General features: G+C 61.0%; 24 protein-coding genes. 15 read left to right on the top strand and 9 right to left on the bottom strand.

Going from position 1 to position 20,524, the window contains the following annotated elements:
- Positions 1-45 precede the first annotated feature (45 nt).
- Together FHT77_RS02680 and FHT77_RS02675 are read left to right on the top strand one after the other, a co-directional pair.
- A complete protein-coding gene (locus tag FHT77_RS02680; RefSeq protein ID WP_183752266.1) occupies positions 46-1,326 on the top strand; it encodes a D-alanyl-D-alanine carboxypeptidase family protein in 1,281 nt (426 codons plus the stop codon).
- A gap of 58 nt (positions 1,327-1,384) precedes the next feature.
- On the top strand, positions 1,385-1,687 hold the full coding sequence (locus tag FHT77_RS02675) for a pyrophosphatase (protein WP_183752264.1): 303 nt from the start codon (positions 1,385-1,387) through the stop codon (positions 1,685-1,687).
- A gap of 3 nt (positions 1,688-1,690) precedes the next feature.
- Here FHT77_RS02675 and FHT77_RS02670 read toward each other — a convergent pair whose 3' ends face one another.
- From FHT77_RS02670 to FHT77_RS02660, 3 genes are all read right to left on the bottom strand, one after another.
- Positions 1,691-2,188: a GNAT family N-acetyltransferase gene (locus tag FHT77_RS02670; protein ID WP_183752262.1), complete on the bottom strand. Its 498-nt coding sequence runs from the start codon at positions 2,186-2,188 to the stop codon at positions 1,691-1,693.
- An 18-nt stretch (positions 2,189-2,206) separates the two neighbouring features.
- Complete coding sequence (gene tldD, locus FHT77_RS02665; protein WP_183752260.1) at positions 2,207-3,622, bottom strand: metalloprotease TldD; 1,416 nt, start codon at positions 3,620-3,622, stop codon at positions 2,207-2,209.
- An 83-nt stretch (positions 3,623-3,705) separates the two neighbouring features.
- Positions 3,706-4,293, bottom strand: coding sequence for an invasion associated locus B family protein (locus FHT77_RS02660; RefSeq protein WP_016553003.1), 588 nt, complete (start codon positions 4,291-4,293; stop codon positions 3,706-3,708).
- A gap of 338 nt (positions 4,294-4,631) precedes the next feature.
- Between FHT77_RS02660 and coxB the strand changes: the two genes are divergently transcribed.
- From coxB to FHT77_RS02635, 6 genes are all read left to right on the top strand, one after another.
- Entirely contained in the window at positions 4,632-5,525 is an 894-nt protein-coding gene (gene coxB, locus FHT77_RS02655) for a cytochrome c oxidase subunit II (RefSeq protein WP_183752258.1), read from the top strand.
- A 17-nt stretch (positions 5,526-5,542) separates the two neighbouring features.
- Positions 5,543-7,246 (top strand): cytochrome c oxidase subunit I, encoded by a 1,704-nt coding sequence (gene ctaD / locus FHT77_RS02650; protein WP_016553005.1) that lies wholly within the window; start codon positions 5,543-5,545, stop codon positions 7,244-7,246.
- 69 nt (positions 7,247-7,315) lie between these two features.
- Complete coding sequence (locus tag FHT77_RS02645; RefSeq protein WP_183752256.1) at positions 7,316-8,272, top strand: heme o synthase; 957 nt, start codon at positions 7,316-7,318, stop codon at positions 8,270-8,272.
- Positions 8,273-8,407 (top strand): hypothetical protein, encoded by a 135-nt coding sequence (locus FHT77_RS31905; RefSeq protein WP_259126687.1) that lies wholly within the window; start codon positions 8,273-8,275, stop codon positions 8,405-8,407.
- Position 8,408: 1 nt separating this feature from the next.
- Positions 8,409-9,014, top strand: coding sequence for a cytochrome c oxidase assembly protein (locus tag FHT77_RS02640; protein ID WP_040673970.1), 606 nt, complete (start codon positions 8,409-8,411; stop codon positions 9,012-9,014).
- 58 nt (positions 9,015-9,072) lie between these two features.
- Positions 9,073-9,951: a cytochrome c oxidase subunit 3 gene (locus FHT77_RS02635; protein ID WP_114711812.1), complete on the top strand. Its 879-nt coding sequence runs from the start codon at positions 9,073-9,075 to the stop codon at positions 9,949-9,951.
- Positions 9,952-10,012: 61 nt separating this feature from the next.
- On the opposite strand, the gene FHT77_RS02630 is transcribed toward FHT77_RS02635, so the two are convergent.
- Positions 10,013-10,654, bottom strand: coding sequence for a chloramphenicol phosphotransferase CPT family protein (locus FHT77_RS02630; RefSeq protein WP_183752254.1), 642 nt, complete (start codon positions 10,652-10,654; stop codon positions 10,013-10,015).
- 130 nt (positions 10,655-10,784) lie between these two features.
- Between FHT77_RS02630 and FHT77_RS02625 the strand changes: the two genes are divergently transcribed.
- The 6 genes from FHT77_RS02625 to FHT77_RS02600 all read left to right on the top strand — a co-directional run bounded on the left by FHT77_RS02625 (position 10,785) and on the right by FHT77_RS02600 (position 15,381).
- Positions 10,785-11,168 carry a DUF983 domain-containing protein gene (locus tag FHT77_RS02625; protein WP_183752252.1) on the top strand — a complete coding sequence of 128 codons (384 nt, stop codon included), beginning with the start codon at positions 10,785-10,787 and terminating at the stop codon, positions 11,166-11,168.
- A complete protein-coding gene (locus FHT77_RS02620) occupies positions 11,161-11,910 on the top strand; it encodes an SURF1 family protein (protein WP_183752250.1) in 750 nt (249 codons plus the stop codon). The genes FHT77_RS02625 and FHT77_RS02620 overlap by 8 nt, the downstream gene beginning before the upstream one ends.
- 62 nt (positions 11,911-11,972) lie before the next feature.
- Positions 11,973-12,974, top strand: coding sequence for a 4-hydroxy-3-methylbut-2-enyl diphosphate reductase (gene ispH / locus FHT77_RS02615; protein ID WP_183752248.1), 1,002 nt, complete (start codon positions 11,973-11,975; stop codon positions 12,972-12,974).
- Positions 12,975-13,082: 108 nt separating this feature from the next.
- Positions 13,083-14,048: a homoserine kinase gene (locus FHT77_RS02610; protein WP_183752246.1), complete on the top strand. Its 966-nt coding sequence runs from the start codon at positions 13,083-13,085 to the stop codon at positions 14,046-14,048.
- Positions 14,045-14,485 carry a ribonuclease HI gene (gene rnhA / locus FHT77_RS02605; protein WP_183752244.1) on the top strand — a complete coding sequence of 147 codons (441 nt, stop codon included), beginning with the start codon at positions 14,045-14,047 and terminating at the stop codon, positions 14,483-14,485. Before FHT77_RS02610 ends, rnhA begins: the two co-directional genes overlap by 4 nt.
- Before the next feature lie 92 nt (positions 14,486-14,577).
- Positions 14,578-15,381 carry an endonuclease/exonuclease/phosphatase family protein gene (locus FHT77_RS02600; protein ID WP_183752242.1) on the top strand — a complete coding sequence of 268 codons (804 nt, stop codon included), beginning with the start codon at positions 14,578-14,580 and terminating at the stop codon, positions 15,379-15,381.
- A gap of 63 nt (positions 15,382-15,444) precedes the next feature.
- On the opposite strand, the gene fdhA is transcribed toward FHT77_RS02600, so the two are convergent.
- The gene (gene fdhA / locus FHT77_RS02595) at positions 15,445-16,635 is read right to left on the bottom strand and encodes a formaldehyde dehydrogenase, glutathione-independent (RefSeq protein ID WP_183752240.1); all 1,191 of its coding nucleotides are present in this window, start codon (positions 16,633-16,635) and stop codon (positions 15,445-15,447) included.
- Positions 16,636-16,894: 259 nt separating this feature from the next.
- Between fdhA and FHT77_RS02590 the strand changes: the two genes are divergently transcribed.
- Positions 16,895-17,203 (top strand): Dabb family protein, encoded by a 309-nt coding sequence (locus FHT77_RS02590; RefSeq protein ID WP_183752238.1) that lies wholly within the window; start codon positions 16,895-16,897, stop codon positions 17,201-17,203.
- 37 nt (positions 17,204-17,240) lie between these two features.
- Here the strand turns inward: FHT77_RS02590 and FHT77_RS02585 are convergent, their stop codons facing one another.
- The 4 genes from FHT77_RS02585 to FHT77_RS02570 all read right to left on the bottom strand — a co-directional run bounded on the left by FHT77_RS02585 (position 17,241) and on the right by FHT77_RS02570 (position 20,511).
- Positions 17,241-18,140 (bottom strand): metal ABC transporter solute-binding protein, Zn/Mn family, encoded by a 900-nt coding sequence (locus FHT77_RS02585; protein WP_183752236.1) that lies wholly within the window; start codon positions 18,138-18,140, stop codon positions 17,241-17,243.
- A 16-nt stretch (positions 18,141-18,156) separates the two neighbouring features.
- Positions 18,157-19,029: a metal ABC transporter permease gene (locus FHT77_RS02580; protein WP_183752234.1), complete on the bottom strand. Its 873-nt coding sequence runs from the start codon at positions 19,027-19,029 to the stop codon at positions 18,157-18,159.
- Positions 19,026-19,766: a metal ABC transporter ATP-binding protein gene (locus FHT77_RS02575; RefSeq protein ID WP_183752232.1), complete on the bottom strand. Its 741-nt coding sequence runs from the start codon at positions 19,764-19,766 to the stop codon at positions 19,026-19,028. Before FHT77_RS02575 ends, FHT77_RS02580 begins: the two co-directional genes overlap by 4 nt.
- Before the next feature lie 259 nt (positions 19,767-20,025).
- Positions 20,026-20,511: a peroxiredoxin gene (locus tag FHT77_RS02570; RefSeq protein WP_183752230.1), complete on the bottom strand. Its 486-nt coding sequence runs from the start codon at positions 20,509-20,511 to the stop codon at positions 20,026-20,028.
- Positions 20,512-20,524: the final 13 nt, after the last annotated feature.

Below are 20,524 nucleotides of genomic sequence, written 5' to 3'. Positions count from 1 at the left end.
ACAAATCCGAATGGCGCCGGCTATTCGTTCATCAAGGGGAAATGCATGAATAAGCTGTTGGCCGCGATTATAGCCGCGACGCTCGTCGTTGCGGCGCCGTTGACGGCGATGGCAGGCAGCGCCTCCCTCATCCTGGATGCCCGAACCGGCAAGGTGCTCAGCGCCGAGAATGCCGACGTACTGAACCATCCCGCGTCGCTGACGAAGATGATGACCATCTATATGGCCTTCGAGGCGATCAAACGCGGCAAGATCAGCTGGAACACGCCGCTTGTCATGTCGAAATACGCCGCCTCGCGGCCGCCGACAAAGCTCGGTGTTCGGCCCGGCGATTCCATTACCGTCCAAGAAGCAATCCTTGGCATGATCACCAAGTCTGCCAACGATGCTGCCGCGGCCATGGCCGAGAAGCTTGGCGGTTCCGAAAGCAACTTTGCCGCCATGATGACGCAGAAGGCACGGCAGCTCGGCATGACCCGCACGGCTTTCTACAATGCGTCTGGCCTTCCGGATGGCCGCCAGGTTACGACGGCGCGAGACATGTCCACGCTTGCCGTGGCCCTCATGCGGAATTTCCCCGGCGAGTATCGTCTGTTCTCGACGGCCAGCTTTACCTTCCGCGGACGCACGATCCGCGGGCACAACAACCTGATGTACCGCTATCAGGGCATGGACGGCATCAAGACGGGTTACACCAACGCGTCTGGTTTCAATCTGGTCAGCGCTGTCAGGGACGGAGACCGCCGCGTCGTCGGCGTCGTGCTCGGCGGCCGCACAGCCCGCAGCCGCGACGCCAAGATGGCCGGCCTACTCGACAAGTATCTCGGTCGGTCGCCGGGCGGCGCGAATATGGTCGCAACCACCAACTCGCGCCAGCCAGTGGAAGTTGCCTCCGCGGCAGATGACGGCGATATGCCGACCCCAGGCACCGCACCGCGCAAGAGTGAACTCTCGCCGAAGGCGCTCGGCTTTCTTAGCGATGCGACGGTTCCAATGGAGCGTCCGTTTGACGCCGCCGATCCCAGCAAAGCTGGCAAGCCTGCCGCGAAGTCTGCCGCTGCGCCGACGGCAGCCGGCGACTGGCAGATCCAGATCTCGGCTGCATCGAGTGACGATGCGGCGCGCGCCCTGCTTGCCCAGGCCAAGGCCGAGGGCGGCGCCGCCTTGAAAATGGCCTCGCCCTATACCGAGGCTGTCGGCAATGGCGCGAACAAGATCTATCGCGCTCGCTTCGTCGGCTTCCATAGCCGCGAGGCGGCTACTTCAGCCTGCGATGCCCTGAAGCAGCGCTCCTACGACTGCATGCTGCTGCCCGATCACGGCTGAGGCTTCTGGACTTTTCAACGGAATCACGGTTCTCCTTTGTAAACAAAAGGAGAACATCATGCTGAATGATCTCGCCGAAAAATTCGAGCGTTCCTCTCGGGCCTACGCCGACGCAAACCACATCGAGCGGGATGCCGACTGGTTTCTGCTGAAGCTGCAGGAGGAAATGGGTGAACTCACCCAGGCGTGGAACCGCGTCAGCGGCAGAGGACGCCGGAAGGGGAGGTCAGACGAGGAATTGGCCCGCGATCTTGCCGACGAAGCGGCGGATGTGCTCGGCCACATTCTTCTTTTCGCGCACAGGAACAGTTTGGATCTCTCCGCCGCGATCAAGCGCAAATGGCTTTTCCAGCCTGAATAAACCTCAAGCCGCGCCGATCCTGCGCCGATAGAATTTCGTGTCCAGGCCCCTCAGCGGAAACGATCGCGGAAGCTCGCCTTTCGAAATCTCGATGAAACCGTTCTTTTCATAAAAGCGGTGCGCGGCGAGGAACTTGTCCGTCGTGCCAAGGAAGATGTCCTTGAACTGCTGAGCGTCGGCATGTGCTACCAGTTCCGCAAGGAGCCGGGCCGCGACGCCATGCTCACGGCCGCGGACGTCAGCCGAAACGAACATCTTGCGCAGCGCCGTCTGACTGTTGCCGATGTCCTTCAGCCCAATCGTGCCGACAATCTTGCCGCTGCGAGATGCGACCCAGAACTGTCCCTGTCCCGACTGATAGAAATCGGGAATCACAGCGAGATCCGGTTGGTCGTCAGCCGTGATGGAGAAGCCGAATTCCTCGCGCTGAATCGGCAGGATTACCGAGAAAACGCCATCGATGTCGCCAGCAGCGAAGGGTCTGATCTCGATCTCGCTCATTGCGGTTCCCGTTCTCGGCTAGGCCTTCGTGCCGCCGACGGTGATCTGATCCATCCTGAGATGCGGTTGGCCGACGCCGACCGGAACCCACTGGCCGCCCTTGCCGCAATTGCCGATGCCGGTGTCGAGCTTCATGTCGTTGCCGACCATCGAAACGCGCTTCATCGCGTCGGGTCCGTTGCCGATCAGCATCGCGCCCTTGATCGGTGCGCCGATCTTGCCGTTGTCGATCAGATAGGCCTCCGTGCAGCCGAACACGAACTTGCCTGAGGTTATGTCGACCTGGCCGCCGCCGAACGAGACCGCATAGATGCCCTTTCTGACCGACGAGATGATTTCCTCCGGCGTCTTGTCGCCGCCGAGCATGTAGGTGTTGGTCATCCGAGGCATCGGGACGTGCGCGTAGCCCTGTCGGCGGCCGTTGCCCGTCGGTGCCATGCCCATCAGGCGGGCATTCTGCCGGTCCTGCATGTAGCCGACGAGCTTGCCGTTTTCGATCAGTACGTTGTAGGCGGATGGCGTGCCCTCGTCGTCGATCGTGATCGAGCCGCGCCGGTTGTCAATCGTGCCGTCGTCGACGACAGTCACGCCGGGTGCAGCAACCATCTGGCCGAGAAGGCCGGCAAAGGCTGACGTCTTCTTCCGGTTGAAATCGCCTTCGAGCCCATGACCGACCGCTTCGTGTAGCATGACGCCCGGCCAGCCGGAGCCGAGCACGACGTCCATGGTGCCCGCCGGCGCCTCGATCGCCTCCAAATTCACCAGCGCTTGCCGCAAGGCCTCGTCGGCGCCGTATTGCCAGTTGTCTTCGGCAATGAAGTCGCCAAAACCGATGCGACCACCGGTGCCGTAGGAACCGCTTTCCTGACGATCGCCTTCGCCCGCAATGACCGAGATGTTGATGCGCGTCATCGGCCTTATGTCGCGAACGCGGTGACCGTCGGCCCGCAGGATGTCGACGACCTGCCAGCTGGCAGCGATCGATGCGGTGACCTGACGCACCTTGGGGTCCTTGCCGCGCAGATAGGCGTCGATGTCCTGCAGCACCTTGACCTTCTCCTCGAAGCTCGGCGTGCCGATTGGGTTCTCGTCGGAGTAGAGTTTCTTGTTGGTCCGCTGCGGAGCCGCCGCATAGCTGCCGGAATGACCGCGGGTGACGGCGCCAACCGCATCGGCCGCGCGCTTCAGGGCTGCCACCGAAAGGTCGCCCGCATGCGCGTACCCGACGGCTTCGCCGGCAACCGCGCGCAGGCCAAAACCCTGCTCGGTGTTGAAGCTGCCGCCTTTCAAGCGCCCGTTATCGAACATCAGCGACTCTGCCTGAGCATGTTCGATGTAGAGCTCCCCGTCGTCCGCGCCAGAAAGCGCTTCGGCAACGAGCGAACGCATCTTCGCTTCGTCGGCATCGAAAAGCGTTAGGAGATCCGTATTCATGTCTTTTGCTCCACTGAAGCAGGAATGCTTTCAGCCGATGTAGGTCCGGGGGACGGTTCGAGCAAGCCCGAAAATCAAGACGATCAGGGGAGGGCGTCGTAGCCTTCGGCAAAGCCCTTGAGATCAACGGGGATGCCGATCCCTTCCTCGGGCGTCTGGAAGACGATGAACGTGGCGCTCGCGCCGCTGCGGAAAGTCTTCAGCAGTTCGTCTTCAAGAACAACCTCTGCATAGCAGCCATCTGCAAAGCAGCGGACGAAATAGGCGCGGCCGATATCCTTGCCGTCGACATTGAGGCCAAGGCCGTTCGGCAGCAGGACGCCGAGAGGCGCCAGAACGCGCAGTATCTTCGACTTGCGGTCAGCGGTCTTCAGCACAACAACGGAAAGACCGACTTCCGGCCGGTCTTCGGCGATCACGTTCTGCATCAGCGCGCACTGCTCAGCCGAGGCGCCGGCGGGCTTGTCGCACACGACAGACCATGCGCCGTGGTTCGACTTCACGGTGCCGGGCGCCTGCGGCTGTGTCTGCCCAGGCTGTGCCTGCGACGTCGGCGGCGTTGGCGCTGGCTGCCCCGGCGCGGGTTGCTGCTGGGCGAAGGCGGGAGCAGTCGCTGCGGCCGCAATGCACGCTGTCAGCACGAAGGGCCGTGCGAGGGAACGGAAACCCATGAAAACCTCTGCAATTCGAATCAGTGCCGCTAAGTTGGGGCGCGCCACCAAAAATGAAAAGCCCCACCCGCTGAAAAGCCGGGGACTACGGCGGAAATGGGACGTTTATCCGAGAATGTTTGTGCGACGGCACGGGCAACAACCGATATTTCACTGATTGCAACGAAAAAGATGGAATGTTTCGTTATGCTTGGGGCAATCTGTTTGAAAGCGAAAATGCCGCACGAACAAACGCTTTGGGCTGTTGCGATCAATGGCAAACTGTGGTTTGAAGCGCTGAGATGGCAAGGATTCTGTGCGTGATTTTGCGCAGATCAGCGCTCGAGGGAGATTTTAAGGTGATTAAGAAGGCTTATGCAGCTCTGACCGCGCTGGTCTGTCTGCTTTTTGCTTCCGGCAGTTATGCCGACCAACCGATGCCGTGGCAGGCGACATTGCAGCCGGCAGCCACGCCGATCATGCGGGACATTCATTGGTTCGAACAATATACCCTGTGGTTTATCGTTCCGATCACGCTCTTCGTTCTGGTCCTTCTTATCGTCGTCTGTCTCAAGTACCGCGCCGGCGCAAATCCGGTGCCGTCCAAGACGAGCCACAATACGATGATTGAAGTTGCCTGGACCGTGGGACCGGTCCTCGTGCTTCTCTTCCTCGCTGTGCCTTCGTTCAACCTCTTGACCGCCCAGCTGACCCTGCCGGAAAATCCTGACGTCACCATCAAGGCGACCGCGACGCAGTGGCAGTGGAACTACGAATATGAAGGCTCGGGCGAAAACCCGCTCGCTTTCGATTCCTTCCTGCTTAAGGATGCCGACCGCGCAGCCGCCGGCAAGGAAGACAAGGCGATCTATCCGCGCCTGCTGACTGTCGACAACGAGCTTGTTCTGCCCGTCAACAAGACCGTCCGCGTTCTCGTGACCGCTGCCCCGACCGACGTTATTCACGCATTCGCCATGCCGTCCTTCGGCGTCAAGATCGACGCCGTTCCGGGTCGCCTGAACGAAACCTGGTTCCGCGCCGAGCGTGAAGGCCTGTTCTACGGTCAGTGCTCCGAACTCTGCGGCAAGGATCATGCGTTCATGCCGATCGCCATCCGCGTTGTTTCCGAGGACAAGTACAAGCAGTGGCTCGCCGGTGCCGCGACCGACTTGCCGGGCGCGTACAAGACACTCATGGCCGCAACCGATGGTGCCGCAAGCACCGTCAACGTTGCCGAAAACGTGGCTAAGTAAGGAAGAGGGAACGGGACATGGCTGGACCTTCCGCACACGACGATCATCACTCGCATGATCACTCTCATGGCGCGCACGCCCATGACGACCACCACGATCACTCGCACAAGCCGAGCTTCGTCAATCGCTGGTTCTTTTCGACGAACCACAAGGACATCGGCACGCTTTACCTGATCTTCGCGATCATTGCCGGCATCATCGGCGGCGCGCTCTCCGTTGCCATGCGCATGGAGTTGCAGGAGCCTGGCATCCAGATCTTCCACGGTCTGGCATCGATGGTCTACGGCTATGAAGGCGACGCCGCCATCGACGGCGCCAAGCAGATGTTCAACATGTTCACCACCGCTCACGCGCTGATCATGATCTTCTTCATGGTCATGCCGGCGATGATCGGCGGTTTTGCCAACTGGATGGTGCCGATCATGATCGGTGCGCCTGACATGGCGTTCCCGCGTCTGAACAACATCTCCTTCTGGCTGATCGTTCCGGCCTTCCTTCTGCTCATCCTGTCGATGTTCGTTGAAGGTCCCGCCGGTGCTTATGGCGCAGGCGGCGGCTGGACGATGTACCCGCCGCTCTCGAGCTCGGGTACGCCGGGTCCTGCCGTCGACCTTGCGATCTTTGCGCTCCACATCGCCGGTGCGTCCTCGATCCTCGGTGCGATCAACTTCATCACCACGATCCTGAACATGCGCGCTCCGGGCATGACGCTGCACAAGATGCCGCTCTTTGCCTGGTCGGTTCTGATCACCGCCTTCCTGCTTCTGCTGTCGCTCCCGGTTCTCGCCGGCGCCATCACCATGATGCTGACCGACCGCAACTTCGGCACCTCCTTCTTCGTGCCTGAGGGCGGCGGCGACCCGATCCTTTACCAGCATCTGTTCTGGTTCTTCGGTCACCCGGAAGTCTACATCCTGATCCTGCCCGGCTTCGGCATCGTCAGCCACATCATCTCGACCTTCTCGCGGAAGCCTGTTTTCGGCTACCTCGGCATGGCCTACGCCATGGTTGCGATCGGTGCGGTCGGCTTCGTCGTCTGGGCGCACCACATGTACACGGTCGGCCTGTCGCTCGACGCGCAGCGCTACTTCGTGTTCGCCACGATGGTCATCGCCGTTCCGACGGGCGTGAAGATCTTCTCCTGGATCGCGACGATGTGGGGTGGCTCGATCAGCTTCCGCACGCCGATGGTCTGGGCGATCGGCTTCATCTTCCTGTTCACCGTCGGTGGCGTCACGGGCGTCCAGCTCGCCAACGCCGGCCTCGACCGCTCGCTGCATGACACCTACTACGTCGTGGCTCACTTCCACTACGTTCTGTCGCTCGGCGCCGTGTTCGCCATCTTCGCTGCCTGGTACTACTGGTTCCCGAAGATGACCGGCTACATGTACAACGAGTTCCTCGGCACGCTGCACTTCTGGGTCATGTTCATCGGCGTCAACCTGGTGTTCTTCCCGCAGCACTTCCTTGGCCTCGCGGGCATGCCGCGCCGCTACATCGACTACCCGGATGCATTCGCCGGCTGGAACTATGTTTCCTCGGTCGGCTCATACATCTCCGCCGTCGGCGTGTTGATCTTCCTGGTCGGCGTCTTCGAAGCCTTCGCAAAGAAGCGCGTTGCCGGTGACAATCCGTGGGGTGAGGGTGCAACGACGCTCGAATGGCAGTTGTCTTCGCCGCCGCCGTATCACCAGTGGGAACAGCTCCCGCGCATCAAGTAAGATGCGAGAAATTGCGACCGCCGCGTGTTACAGTGCGGCGGTCGGCTTACAAGTTTGCAGGACAAGAGAATGACAGTAATCGGCAATCGCAAGGCTCTGGCGCACGACGGCGAGTTCCGCCTGTCGGAAGCGAGTGCGCGCGATTATTTCGAGCTTTTGAAACCGCGCGTCATGTCGCTCGTGGTCTTCACGGCATTTGCCGGTCTCGTTCTGGCTCCGGGGCACATCAATCCGGTCCTCGGCCTCATAGCCATCCTTTGCATAGCCATCGGCGCCGGCGCTTCCGGCGCGCTGAATATGTGGTACGACGCCGATATCGATGCGATCATGACCCGCACCGCCAAGCGTCCGATCCCGGCCGGCCGGATCGCGCCACGGGAAGCGTTGGCATTCGGTCTGGTGCTCTCCTGTTTTTCGGTGATTATCCTCGGGCTCGCCGTCAATTGGCTCGCAGCCTCGATCCTCGCCTTCACGATTTTCTTCTACGCCGTGATCTATACGATGTGGCTGAAGCGCTCGACGCCGCAGAACATTGTCATCGGCGGTGCGGCTGGCGCTTTTCCTCCGATGATCGGCTGGGCCTGCGTGACCGGTACCGTCACGATCGAAAGCTTTGTTCTGTTCATGATCATCTTCCTCTGGACGCCGGCCCACTTCTGGGCGTTGGCGCTGTTCAAGATGAAGGACTATGAGGCGGTCGGCGTCCCGATGCTGCCCAATGTCTCGGGCGAGCGCACGACCAAGCATCAGATTGTTGCCTATGCGGTGCTGACGGCAGTGTGCGGCGTGTTGCCGACGGCGCTCGGCTTTGCGAGCCTCGGCTACGGCGTGGTCGCCGCAGCCCTCGGCGCAATCTTTATCTACTGTTCCATCGCCGTCTGGCGGATGCCGGACGGCGATGAGAAGATGATCCCGGCGAAGAAGCTCTTCGGCTTCTCGATCCTGTATCTCTTCGCGATTTTCTCCGCCCTGATGTTCGACCGGCTCGCCGCCGTGCTCGTTTCTCACATGGGAGGCATTCTCTAAATGGACGTCGTCAAGCTTACAGAGGCGCAGCGCAAGTCGCGCCGCAACCGCAACGTTGCGCTCGGTCTGGTTTTGGCCGGCCTCGTCGTGCTTTTTTACGCGATTACGATCGTCAAGTTTACGGGGCACGCGTGAGATGAGCGGGATGCCGAGCACGCCGCGAAAGCCACGCAACAACGGCGCTGTCGTTTTCATGTGCCTTGCCTTCGTCTTCGGCATGGGCGCTGCGAGCTATGCGGCGGTTCCGCTCTACCGGATGTTCTGCCAGCTGACCGGCTATAACGGCACGACGCAACGCGTCGAGCAGGCTTCCAGCGTGATCCTCGACCGCAAGATGCGTGTCACCTTCGACGCCAATGTGGCGCCGGGTCTTGACTGGGAGTTCAAGCCGGTCGAGCGCGAGGTCAACCCGCGCATCGGCGAAACCATTCAGGTGAATTTCACCGCGGTGAACAAGTCGAACGAGCCGCAGCGCGGTCAGGCTGTGTTCAACGTGACACCTGGCGAGGCGGGCGTCTATTTCAACAAGGTGCAGTGCTTCTGCTTCAACGAGACCGTTCTGAAACCGGGCGAAAAGCTCGAGATGCCTGTCGTTTTCTATATCGATCCTGATATTACCAAGGCTGTGGAATCGAAGGATATCCACACCGTTACCTTGTCCTATACGTTCTATCCGAAAGAGGGTCCGAAGCCGGTGGCTTCGAATGAGGGTGGAACGGTAAAGCTTGAAAAGAAACTTTGATTGAGGTCCGTTTCCGGCTATGCCGGAGCGGAGAGGAAGAGATCCGGGGATAGCTTACATGGCTGATGCTCATCAGAAACATCACGACTACCACATCATTGACCCGAGCCCGTGGCCGATCCTGGCTTCGATCGGCGCGTTCATCATCACGTTCGGCGGCGTCGGCTTCATGCGCTACCTCAACGGCGGGTCGCTGCATCTCCTCGGCATCGAATGGGCTCATCCGTGGCTGTTCTTCATCGGCCTTGCGATCATTCTCTACGTCATGTTCGGTTGGTGGTCTGACACCGTGAAGGAAGCACACGAGGGCGCCCATACCCGCGTCGTCTCGCTGCACCTTCGCTACGGCATGATCATGTTCATCGCTTCCGAAGTGATGTTCTTCGTCGCTTGGTTTTGGGCTTACTTCGACGCAAGCCTCTTCCCGAATGAAGCAATCCAGGCGTCGCGCGTTGCCTTCACCGGTGGCCAGTGGCCGCCGAAGGGCATCGAAGTCCTCGACCCCTGGCACCTGCCGATCTATAACACGGTGATCCTGCTATTGTCCGGCACGGCCGTTACTTGGGCGCATCACGCGCTGCTGCACAACGACCGCAGAGGCCTGATCCAGGGCCTGACGCTCACCGTTCTGCTCGGTATCTTGTTCTCCTCGGTGCAGGCGTTTGAATACGTACATGCACCGTTTGCCTTCAAGAACTCGATCTACGGCGCGACCTTCTTCATGGCGACCGGCTTCCACGGCTTCCACGTTCTGGTTGGCACGATCTTCCTGTTGGTCTGCCTGTTGCGTGCGATCCGCGGCGATTTCACGCCGAAGCAGCATTTCGGCTTCGAAGCAGCCGCCTGGTACTGGCACTTCGTCGACGTCGTCTGGCTCTTCCTGTTCTTCTGCATCTACGTCTGGGGCGGCTGGGGCGCTCCGCTGGCTGCTGGCTGAGCCGAGGCCATGAATTGAAAAAGGGCGGGTGCCACGGCACCCGCCCTTTTTGTTTTACTGATCACCGCATGGCGGCGATGCGCTCGAATGCTGAGGGTTCGGGAATGCCGAGATCCAGGCGGTGCCGGATCGCTTCGGCACATTCCAACGGCGTCAGCACCGACGTGTCCACCTCAAGATCGTAGATGCCGGGGATATGAACCTGTTCCTGCCAGAGCTGGACCGGATGGGGGACGGCCTCATCGTCGGTTGCGGTGACGTACAGAGAGTGACGACCTGGGACTGGGATGTTCCGCCTTTTCATGATGACCTTGATCGGACATCTCACACCGACGAAAAGCACTGGCAATCCCTCAAGCCGGCGCGCGCAATCGGCGAGAATGCCGAGCGGCTGAGAGTAGCTGTCGTGATGGCCGAGGTCGGCCACGACATTGAGGCCGAGCCCAGCATGGATGGCGATCGACTCGTAGAGTGCCGCATAGAAAAACGGAATCATCTCCTCGAGGTCGGGGCGTTCTCCGCCCGGGCGCAGTCCGATTCCCGGCAGGTAGCGTTCCGCGGTCATCGAGTTGTAGGTGTCGACGCCAAAGTTCATCCAGGGGCCGTCGAAATGCTCCTGGATCGCGTTGGCGATCGACGATTTTCCACTGCGCGGGGCGCCGTTCAGAATGACGATCTGTCCGGCCGAGCTGTCGTATGTCATCAGTTTTCTTCTTCTGTTTGGCGCGAATCGCTGAGGCGAAAGAGCGCAGGTATTTCCCTTCCCTCTGTGATTACTTTATGGGTGAGTTATGGCGGAGCGAGCGGTTGGCCATAGGCCATTGGAAGGATGCATGAACGAAGACAGCGCACATTTTCCCCCGGTCGATCCTGTGAAGACAGGCATCAGGGGATGCTGCCCACGCTGCGGCCAGGGAAAGCTCTTTAATGGCCTGCTGGCGCTGCAACCGCGCTGCTCGGCCTGTGGCCTCGACTACGCCTTTGCCGATGCCGGCGACGGCCCTGCGGTATTCGTCATTTTGATCGTCGGCTTCATTATCATCGGCTCGGTGCTGTGGCTTGAGGTCAATTACGCGCCACCGATCTGGCTGCACATTCTGCTGTTCGGTCCTCTCACCATTGTTCTCTCCCTGCTGGCTCTGCGCTGGTGCAAGGGAATCTTGATCGCGATGCAGTATCGCCATAACGCCAGTGAAGGGCGCATTTCCCGTGACTGAATTTTATGTTTCGGCGCCAAGCCGAAAGCGGTCGGTACTCACCGGCATCGCTCTGCTTGTCGCGCTTGCCATCCTCCTGTCGCTCGGCACCTGGCAGGTCGAACGGCTGCACTGGAAGGAAAAGTTACTCGCCGATATCACCGAGCGCCGGCAGGCGCCGCCGGCATCGCTTGCCGATATCGAAGGCATCGCTGCAAAGGGCGAGGATATCGATTATCGCCACATGACGGCCAGCGGCGAGTACGTCAACAGCAAGGAGCGGCACTTCTTTGCCACCTGGCATGGCCAGACGGGCTTCTACGTCTACACCCCGCTGCAGCTTGTCGATGGCCGCTATCTCTTCGTCAACAGAGGCTTCGTTCCTTATGACAACAAGGAGCCGGAAATGCGCATGCAGGGCCAGCTCACCGATCAGCAAACGGTGACCGGCCTTGCTCGTGCAAAACTTCCGGGCAAGCCCTCCTGGGTGGTGCCTGATAATGATGTCGCCAAGAATATCTTCTACTGGAAAGACCTCGACGTGATGGCGTCGAGCGTCGGGCTCGACAAGGCCGAGGTGGTTCCGTTCTTCCTGGATGCTGACGATACCCCCAATCCGAAGGGGCTGCCGATCGGCGGTGTGACCGATGTCGATCTGCCGAACAATCACCTGCAATATGCCTTCACCTGGTACGGGCTTGCGGCAACGCTCGTCATCATCGCCGTGATCGCCCGTTTCCGTAAGCGGGGTCCGGCGCAATAGTATCGCTTCAATTCTTGCCTATATTGGGCTAGACAGCGCTATCCCTACGAACCGGAACTGACATGAATATTGCGGCGAAACCTCCCTTGACGATCAGGCTCTGCGGACCGCGCGGCTTTTGCGCCGGCGTCGACCGCGCCATCCAGATCGTCGTGCTAGCGCTGAAATCTTATGGTGCGCCCGTCTATGTCCGCCATGAAATCGTTCACAACAGGTATGTGGTCGAAGGCCTGGAAGCCAAGGGCGCCGTCTTCGTCGAGGAACTCAACGAGATCCCGGAAGAGCATCGCGCCCAGCCGGTTGTCTTCTCGGCGCACGGCGTGCCGAAGTCCGTGCCTGAGGATGCGAGCGCCCGCAATCTCTTCTATCTCGATGCAACATGCCCGCTGGTCTCCAAGGTGCACAAGCAGGCGATGCGCCACAACAAGCTCGGTCGCCATGTCGTCCTGATCGGCCACGCGGGCCACCCCGAAGTGATCGGCACGATGGGCCAGCTGCCGGAAGGGTCGGTATCCCTGATCGAGACGGTCGAGGACGCCGACGTCTATCAGCCGGCCGATCCTGACAATCTCGGCTACGTGACGCAGACGACGCTCTCGGTAGACGACACGGCGGGCGTGATCACGCGCCTGCACGAGCGCTTTCCCAATCTGACGGCACCTGCCGCCGACTCGATCTGCTACGCCACGACCAACCGCCAGGAAGTGGTGAAGCAGGCAGCCCCCGGCTGTGATCTCTTCATCATCGTCGGCGCTCCGAACTCGTCGAACTCCAAGCGGCTGGTCGAGGTCGCGCTGCGGGCAGGGGCGAAGAAGTCGCTTCTGGTGCAACGCGCCTCGGAGCTCGATTGGGATGAGATCGGCCCGATCTCGACGCTTGGCCTGTCAGCCGGCGCGTCGGCGCCTGAAGTCATCGTCAACGAGATCATCGAGGCCTTCCGTGCGCGCTTCGACGCCAAGGTCGAGCTTGCCGAGACGGTTCAGGAAAACGAGCATTTCCTCGTCAACCGCGAACTGCGCAATATCGAGTTGACGCATGAGGATATGGCGTGGGTGAATGGGTAAGGCGCCTCCCGTGATGCGGGAGTAATCGTCGAGGGGACGATTACAGCGCCAGTCACCGCCCGGTCCGGGCGGTGGTCTAACTGATCAAACATTTTCGCGGGACGTAAATTGGCAGTTTATACCGATATTTCCGAAGACGATTTGAAGTGGTTCCTGACGGAGTACGATGCCAGTACGCTGCTGTCCTACAAGGGCATCGCTGAAGGTGTCGAGAACTCGAACTTCCTGCTGCACACCACCAAGGATCCATTGATCCTCACGCTATACGAGAAACGCGTCGAAAAGAACGACCTGCCGTTCTTCCTGGGGCTGATGCAGCATCTGGCGGCCCGCGGTCTCTCCTGCCCGCTTCCCCTGCCGCGAAAGGACGGGGCCTTGCTCGGCACGCTGTCCGATCGCCCGGCAGCGCTGATCTCGTTCCTAGAAGGCATGTGGCTGCGTAAGCCGGAGGCCAAGCATTGCCGCGAGGTCGGCAAGGCCCTTGCCAAGATGCATGTCGCCGGCGAAGGCTTCGAGCTGAAGCGTCCCAATGCGCTGTCCGTCGATGGCTGGAAAGTGCTCTGGGAGAAGTCCGAGGCGCGCGCGGACGAGGTGGAGAAGGGACTTCAGAACGAGATCCGCACCGAGCTCGGCTTCCTCTCCGCCCATTGGCCGAAGGACCTGCCGGACGGTGTCATCCACGCCGACCTCTTCCCCGATAACGTCTTCTTCCTTGGCGACGACCTGTCGGGCCTGATCGACTTCTATTTCGCCTGCAACGACCTGCTTGCCTATGACGTCTCGATCATCCTCAATGCCTGGTGCTTCGAGAAGGACGGCGCCTACAACATTACCAAGGGTATGGCGATGCTGGAGGGCTACCAGAGTGTGCGGCCGCTGAGCGATGCCGAACTGGCAGCACTTCCGATCCTCTCGCGGGGTTCGGCGCTGCGCTTCTTCCTGACGCGCCTCTACGACTGGCTGACGACGCCCGAGGGCGCGCTGGTCACCAAGAAGGATCCGCTCGAATATCTGCGCAAGCTGCGCTTCCACCGGCAGATCGGCTCAACCGCCGAATATGGGCTCGTGGCATGAAGCACGTCGATATCTTCACGGACGGCGCCTGTTCCGGCAATCCCGGCCCCGGCGGCTGGGGCGCGGTGCTGCGCTACGGCGAGGTGGAAAAGGAACTGTCTGGCGGCGAGGCGGACACCACCAACAATCGCATGGAACTGCTGGCGGCGATTTCGGCGCTGACGGCACTGAAAGGCCCGTGCGAAGTCGATCTCCATACCGACAGCAAATACGTCATGGACGGCATCTCGAAATGGATCTTCGGTTGGAAGAAAAACGGCTGGAAGACCGCTGACAAGAAGCCGGTGAAGAACGGCGAGCTCTGGCAGGCGCTCGATGCCGCGAACCAGCGCCACAAGGTCAAGTGGCACTGGGTCAAGGGCCACGCCGGCCATCCGGAAAACGAGCGAGCCGACGAGCTTGCGCGCAAGGGCATGGAGCCGTTCAAGAAGCGGTAGCGGCTCACCCAAGCCGTGTAAAAACAGCCACATGAAACGCTTGCCTGAATCAATGCAGCAAGCGCTTGAATCACAGCATGAGGAGAGTTGCGGTGCGTGTTATCTCGCTGAACGCCTGGGGCGGCAAGCTCCATGCGCCGCTGATCCGGTATCTTCGCGATGTCGAGCCTGACGTTCTCTGCCTGCAGGAAGTGACCCGCTCGGTCACCGTCGCCTCGGATTGGCTGGAGTATCGCGACGGCAGCCACATCCTGCCGCAGCGCGCCAACCTCTTCGACGAGATCAAGGCGATCCTTCCCCATCACGACGCGTTCTTCGCGCCGACGGCGCGCGGTACGCTCTTCGATGGCGATCGACAGCTCTTGTCCGAATTCGGCCTCGCCACTTTCGTGCGCAACAGCTATTCGGTCGTCGGTCATGCGATGGATTTCGTGCACGGCGATTTTTCCGGCGACGGCTATGGCGAGCATCCGCGCCCGCGCAACGCCCAATGCGTCAGGCTGTTCGACTACAGTGCCAATCGACCGATCACCATCGCCCAACTGCATGGCTTGCGCGACCTTGCCGGCAAGGGCGACACGCCGGCACGTCGCGGGCAGGCGGATGCTTTGGTCGCGCTCATCCGCCGCATATGGCGTGAGGGCGAGCCGCTGGTCGTCTGCGGCGACTTCAATGTACTCCCAGGTAGCGTCATGTTCGAAGCGCTCGCCGAGTTGGGCTTGACCGACCTCGTGACCTCGCGCGGCCACACGGATACACGAACCTCGCACTACACCAAGGAAGGCCGCTACGCCGACTACATGCTGGTCACAGCGAACGTCAATGTGATCGCGTTCGACGTCGTTGAACAGCCCGAGGTGTCCGACCATCGGGCTCTCTTGCTAGATATTGCGTAGGAACCAGGGATGGCGCAACGGATGCGGATGCACCCGCTGCGCCGAGCCTCGGGAGGCCTTTACCTAAGCCGCCTTGGCGACTTCGCCATGCGGGTCGAGGACAAACTTCGTCGCCGCGCCATGGTCGAAGCTCTCGTAGCCTTGTACCGCCTCTTCGAGCGGAATGACCTTGGCGTTGACGATATCGGCGATCGGCAGGCGGTCATGGAGGATCGCCTGCATGAGCTGGCGGTTGTACTTCAGAACCGGTGTCTGACCCGTATGGAACGACTGCGCCTTCGCCCAGCCCAGGCCGAAGCGCAGCGCCAGGTTGCCGTGCTTGGCGGCATTGTCGACGGCGCCGGGATCCTCGGTCACGTAGAGGCCGGGAATGCCGATCGAGCCCGCCGCGCGGGTGATTTCCATCATCTGGTTCAGAACGATCGCCGGCTGCTCGCCGCCCGAATGGCCGCGGGCCTCGAAGCCGACGGCGTCGATGGCGCTGTCCACTTCGTTGCTGCCGGTCACCTGGGCGATCATATCGCCGAGCCGGTCGCTCTTCGACAGGTCGATCGGCTCGAAGCCGACCTTGGCGGCATGGGCAAGGCGATCCTTGTTGAAGTCGCCGACCATCACGACGGCGGCGCCGAGGATGCGGGCGGATGCAGCCGCGGCAAGCCCGACCGGACCGGCACCGGCGACATAGACCGTCGATCCGACACCGACGCCGGCGCGCACCGCACCGTGGAAGCCCGTCGGCAGGATGTCGGAAAGCATGGTCAGATCGCGGATCTTTTCCATGGCGCGATCGCGGTCCGGGAATTTCAGGAGGTTGAAATCGGCATAGGGAATGGTCACGTAGCGGGCCTGCCCGCCGATCCAGCCGCCCATGTCGACATAGCCGTAGGCGCCGCCGGCGCGCGACGGGTTGACCGTCAGGCAGACGCCGGTGTCCTGCGACTTGCAGCAGCGGCAGCGGCCGCAGGCGACGTTGAACGGCACGGAGACGAGGTCGCCAATCTGCAGCATCTCGACGTCAACGCCCTTCTCGATCACCTCGCCGGTGATTTCGTGGCCCAGAACGAGGCCGGGCATGGCGGTGGTGCGGCCGCGAACCATATGCTGGTCCGATCCGCAGATATTGGTGGAGATCACTTTGAGAATGACGCCGTGCTCGATCTTGCGGCCATCGGGTGCTTCAAGCTTCGGATCGTCGATGTCGTGGATTTCGACCTTGCCGGGCCGCATGTAGACGACGCCTCGGTTCTTGCTCATTTCCATCTCCTCCGTTGAAAATGCTGCCTCGCGCGGGGCTCCTCTCCCCACGCGCAGGATACTGACAGATTAGACGAGAATGTAGGACGCGCCGTTCCGTTTACGACGGTTTACGGCGTCGAATTGGTCGCGTCTCGCACACCGGCCCTTACCGAAGCCATTCAGATGGGGATGTCTGCAGAACGGCACGTCCTTGTCACTTGCCCCTGCGACGTTTCTCCTTATGCTCGCCTGAAAATGGAATCCGGGAGGTCAACACATGATCCTGCACTGCGTGCTGATGCGGCTGAAGGCAGCCATGACAGGGGAAGAAAAGCAGTCCTTGTTTGACGCGATCGTCGCACTGAAGCAGGTGATTCCCGGCATCATCGACATCAAGTACGGCCCGAATGTCTCGCCGGAGGGGCTACATGCGGGCTACGTCGATGGCTTTGCTGTCACCTTCGAAAGCGCGGAAGCGCGCGATGGATACCTTGTGCATCCCGAGCACGTTGGCGTCGGAGAGCGTATTGTCTCCTCGACAGATGGTGGCTTGGGTGGCCTGATCGTCTTCGATCTCAATTATTGAGGCCGAGCCGCGCCGTTGCGCGACCCAGCCGTTGTCGTCAGCTGGCTTTCGCTATCGCCGCCACGAGCTGATCGACGTTGTAACGGAACATCTTCTGGTAGGTCGCGGCCGGCCCCTTGGTGTCGGAAAGAGACTCGACATAGAGCTCGCCGCCGGGTTCAGCCCCCGTCGCCTCTGCGATCTGCCTGACGAGGCGAGGATCGTTGGAGTTCTCGAAGAAATAGGTCTTCACGTGCTCGGCCTTGATCTGTTCGATCAGCTTGGCGACATCCGCGGCGGAAGCTTCGCTCTCTGTCGAGACGCCGATCGGGGCTAGGAACTTCACGCCATACTCACGACCGAAGTAGCCGAATGCGTCGTGGCTCGTCAGCACCTTGCGATGGTCCTCGGGGATTTTGGCAAGCTCCGAGTGCGCGTAAGCATCGAGCCCGTCAAGCGTCTTGATGTACCTCTCGGCATTGGTCTTGAACGCCGCAGCATCGGCCGGCGCGGCCTTCGCAAGCGCCTCTTCGATGTTGGCGACCCAGATCTTGACGTTGACGGGGCTGTTCCAGACATGCGGATCGGTGACCGTCTGCCCGTCCTCGTCCATGGTCCGGAACTTTATCCCTTCCGAGACGACGACCGGCTTGCCCTTATAGCCTGAGGCGCTAATGAGGCGGCCCATCCAACCCTCGAGCCCTTCACCGCTGACGAAGGCGACCTGCGCCGCATTAAGGTTCCTTGCGTCGCTTGGCGACGGTTCGAACTCATGGGGATCGCCGTTCGGGCCGACGAGGCTCGTGACCGTCACGCGATCACCGCCGACCTGGCGGACGACGTCGGCAAGCACGGTGAAGGAGGCCACCACCTTAAGGGTCGCGGCAGATGCCGAGCTCGTCGAAAGCGCCACCAGCGCCGGGATCATCACTGAGAAAAGCAGTCTGCGGGAAATCATCGGAAGGCTCCGGTTGTCAGCCCTTAAGATGCGGGCGAGGGAAATACCGCCGGGCGAGACCCGACGGGGCGAGAAAGATCGAGAAGCCATAGAGCAGCGCCGCCGTCATGATGATCGTCGGTCCGGAGGCGAGCTCAAGATGGTAGGAGGCGATGAGTCCGAGATAGCCGGAGGCAGTGGCGCTGGCGGCTGCGATTGCCATCATCGACGGGAGGCTACGCGACCAGAGCTGCGCGATCGCCGCCGGCAGCATCATCAGACCGACCGCCATCAACGTGCCCAAGGCCTGGAAACTGGCGACCAGATTGAGCACAACCAGCAGCAGAAAGAGGAAGTGATAGATCGGCCCGCGCCCGCCGATGGCTCTAAGGAAACCGGGATCGAAACATTCCGCCACGAGCGGTCGGTAAATGATTGCGAGCGTCGCGAGCGTCGCTGTGCTGATCGCGCCGATCTCATAGAGGGCCCGAGCATCGATCGCGAGGATGGTGCCGAAGAGAACATGCAACAGGTCGATATTTGAACCGCGCAACGAAACGATGAGCACGCCGAGCGCCAACGAGGAGAGATAGAAGCTGGCGAAGCTCGCATCCTCCTGCAGCGAGGTCACGCGGCTGACGATGCCGGAGAGGAGCGCCACCGACAGCCCGGCAATCAGCCCCCCGAGGCCCATCGCCGTCAACGACAGCGAACCGGCGATCAGGTATCCGATGGCGGCGCCGGGCAGGACGGCGTGGCTCATCGCATCGCCGACGAGGCTCATCCGCCGCAGCATCAGGAAGACGCCGATCGGCCCGGAACCAAGACCGAGGCACAGACAGGCGACAAGGGCGCGGCGCATGAAGCCGTAGTCGGCAAACGGCGCAAGAAGAAGATCGTAGGCGGTCATCTGGCAGGCTCGCAAACGCCGGCGCTCTCGTCCCAGCGTTCGGCCATCACCCGCGCCGTCGTCAGGTTTGCCGTGGTCATGATATCAGCGGTTGCCCCCCAGCCAATGACTTCGCGCGCAAGCAGAAGTGTTTGCGGAAAGTGGGCGCGGACCTGCTCGAAATCATGGAGGACAGCAAGCACCGTTCGCCCTTCGCTATGCCAGCCGGCGACGATATGTAAAAGATCCCGTGTGGTGCGGGCATCGATGGCGGTGAACGGCTCGTCGAGCAGGATGACGCTCGCATCCTGCAGGAGCAACCGGGCAAAGAGCACGCGTTGAAACTGCCCCGCTGAGAGCGAGCCGATGCTCCGTCGATCGAAGCCTTCAAGTCCGACCACGGCAAGTGCGTCGCGCGCTCTCTGCCGCTCAGGCGATGCGATCTGTGCGAAGGCTCCAGCCTGCCGCCAGGATCCGAGAAGAACCGTGTCGAGCACGGAGATCGGAAAGCGGCGGTTGATATCGGCTGCCTGTGGCAGGTAACCGAAATCCGTTGGCTTCAGCCGGTGCCTTATCGAGCCGGAGGAGGGAGGCAATTCACCGATGATCGCTTTCAACAGGCTGGATTTGCCGGCGCCGTTTGGACCGGTGATCGCCGTCAGGCTGCCGGCCGCAATGGTTCCTGAAAGATGATGGACCGCGGGATGCCGCTCGTAGGCGACCGTCAGATCGTCAAGCTCGATCGCAACGTCGCTCATGGCAGCAGCGTCGCCCAGCGGATCGCTGCCCAGAGTGGGATTCCAACTAAGGCGACATAAAAGACGCGACGGCCGGCGGACAGCGCCATCAGGCCCAGAGAATCTTGAAACTTCGAGAAATGCATACCGCACCAAATGTAATAACATTACGTGTTATGGTATAACAAATGAGGCAAAAAAGTGGCGCGTCGCGAGGTTTTATAAGGAAACAAAAAAGCGGCCACATGGGCCGCTCTTAGAAGGTCGGTGTGGGGGAGCCTTACAGTTGCTCCAGCATGGTCGCAGCGCCGGAAACGGTGGCCTGCCCCGGATTCTCTTCGACGTTCAGCGATCTCACGACGCCGTCTTCGACGAGCATCGAATAACGCTTCGAGCGGACGCCGAGACCGCCGGCCGAAAGGTCGGCGTCGAGGCCGAGCGCTTTGGTGAAGCCGGCATCCCAGTCCGCAAGGAAGTGAATCTTGCCTATGCCGCCGGAGGATTGTGCCCAGGCGCCCATCACGTGCCAATCGTTGACGGCGATGACGGCGATGTCGTCGACGCCCTTGGAAAGGATCGAGTCGCGGTTCTCCAGATAGCCCGGCAGGTGGTTCAGCGAGCAGGTAGGGGTGAAGGCGCCGGGGACTGCAAAGAGAACGACGCGCTTGCCCTTGAAGAGCTGCTCTGTCGAAATTTCGACCGGACCGTCAGACGTCTTTTCCTTGAAGGTGGCTGCTGGAAGCTGATCGCCGATTGCGATGGTCATGGCCGTCTCTCCT

The organism is Rhizobium sp. BK181, assembly GCF_014193305.1.
GTDB lineage: Bacteria > Pseudomonadota > Alphaproteobacteria > Rhizobiales > Rhizobiaceae > Rhizobium.
Note: the sequence above shows the minus strand (reverse complement) of the source record. Positions and strands in the feature narration are given on the sequence as shown.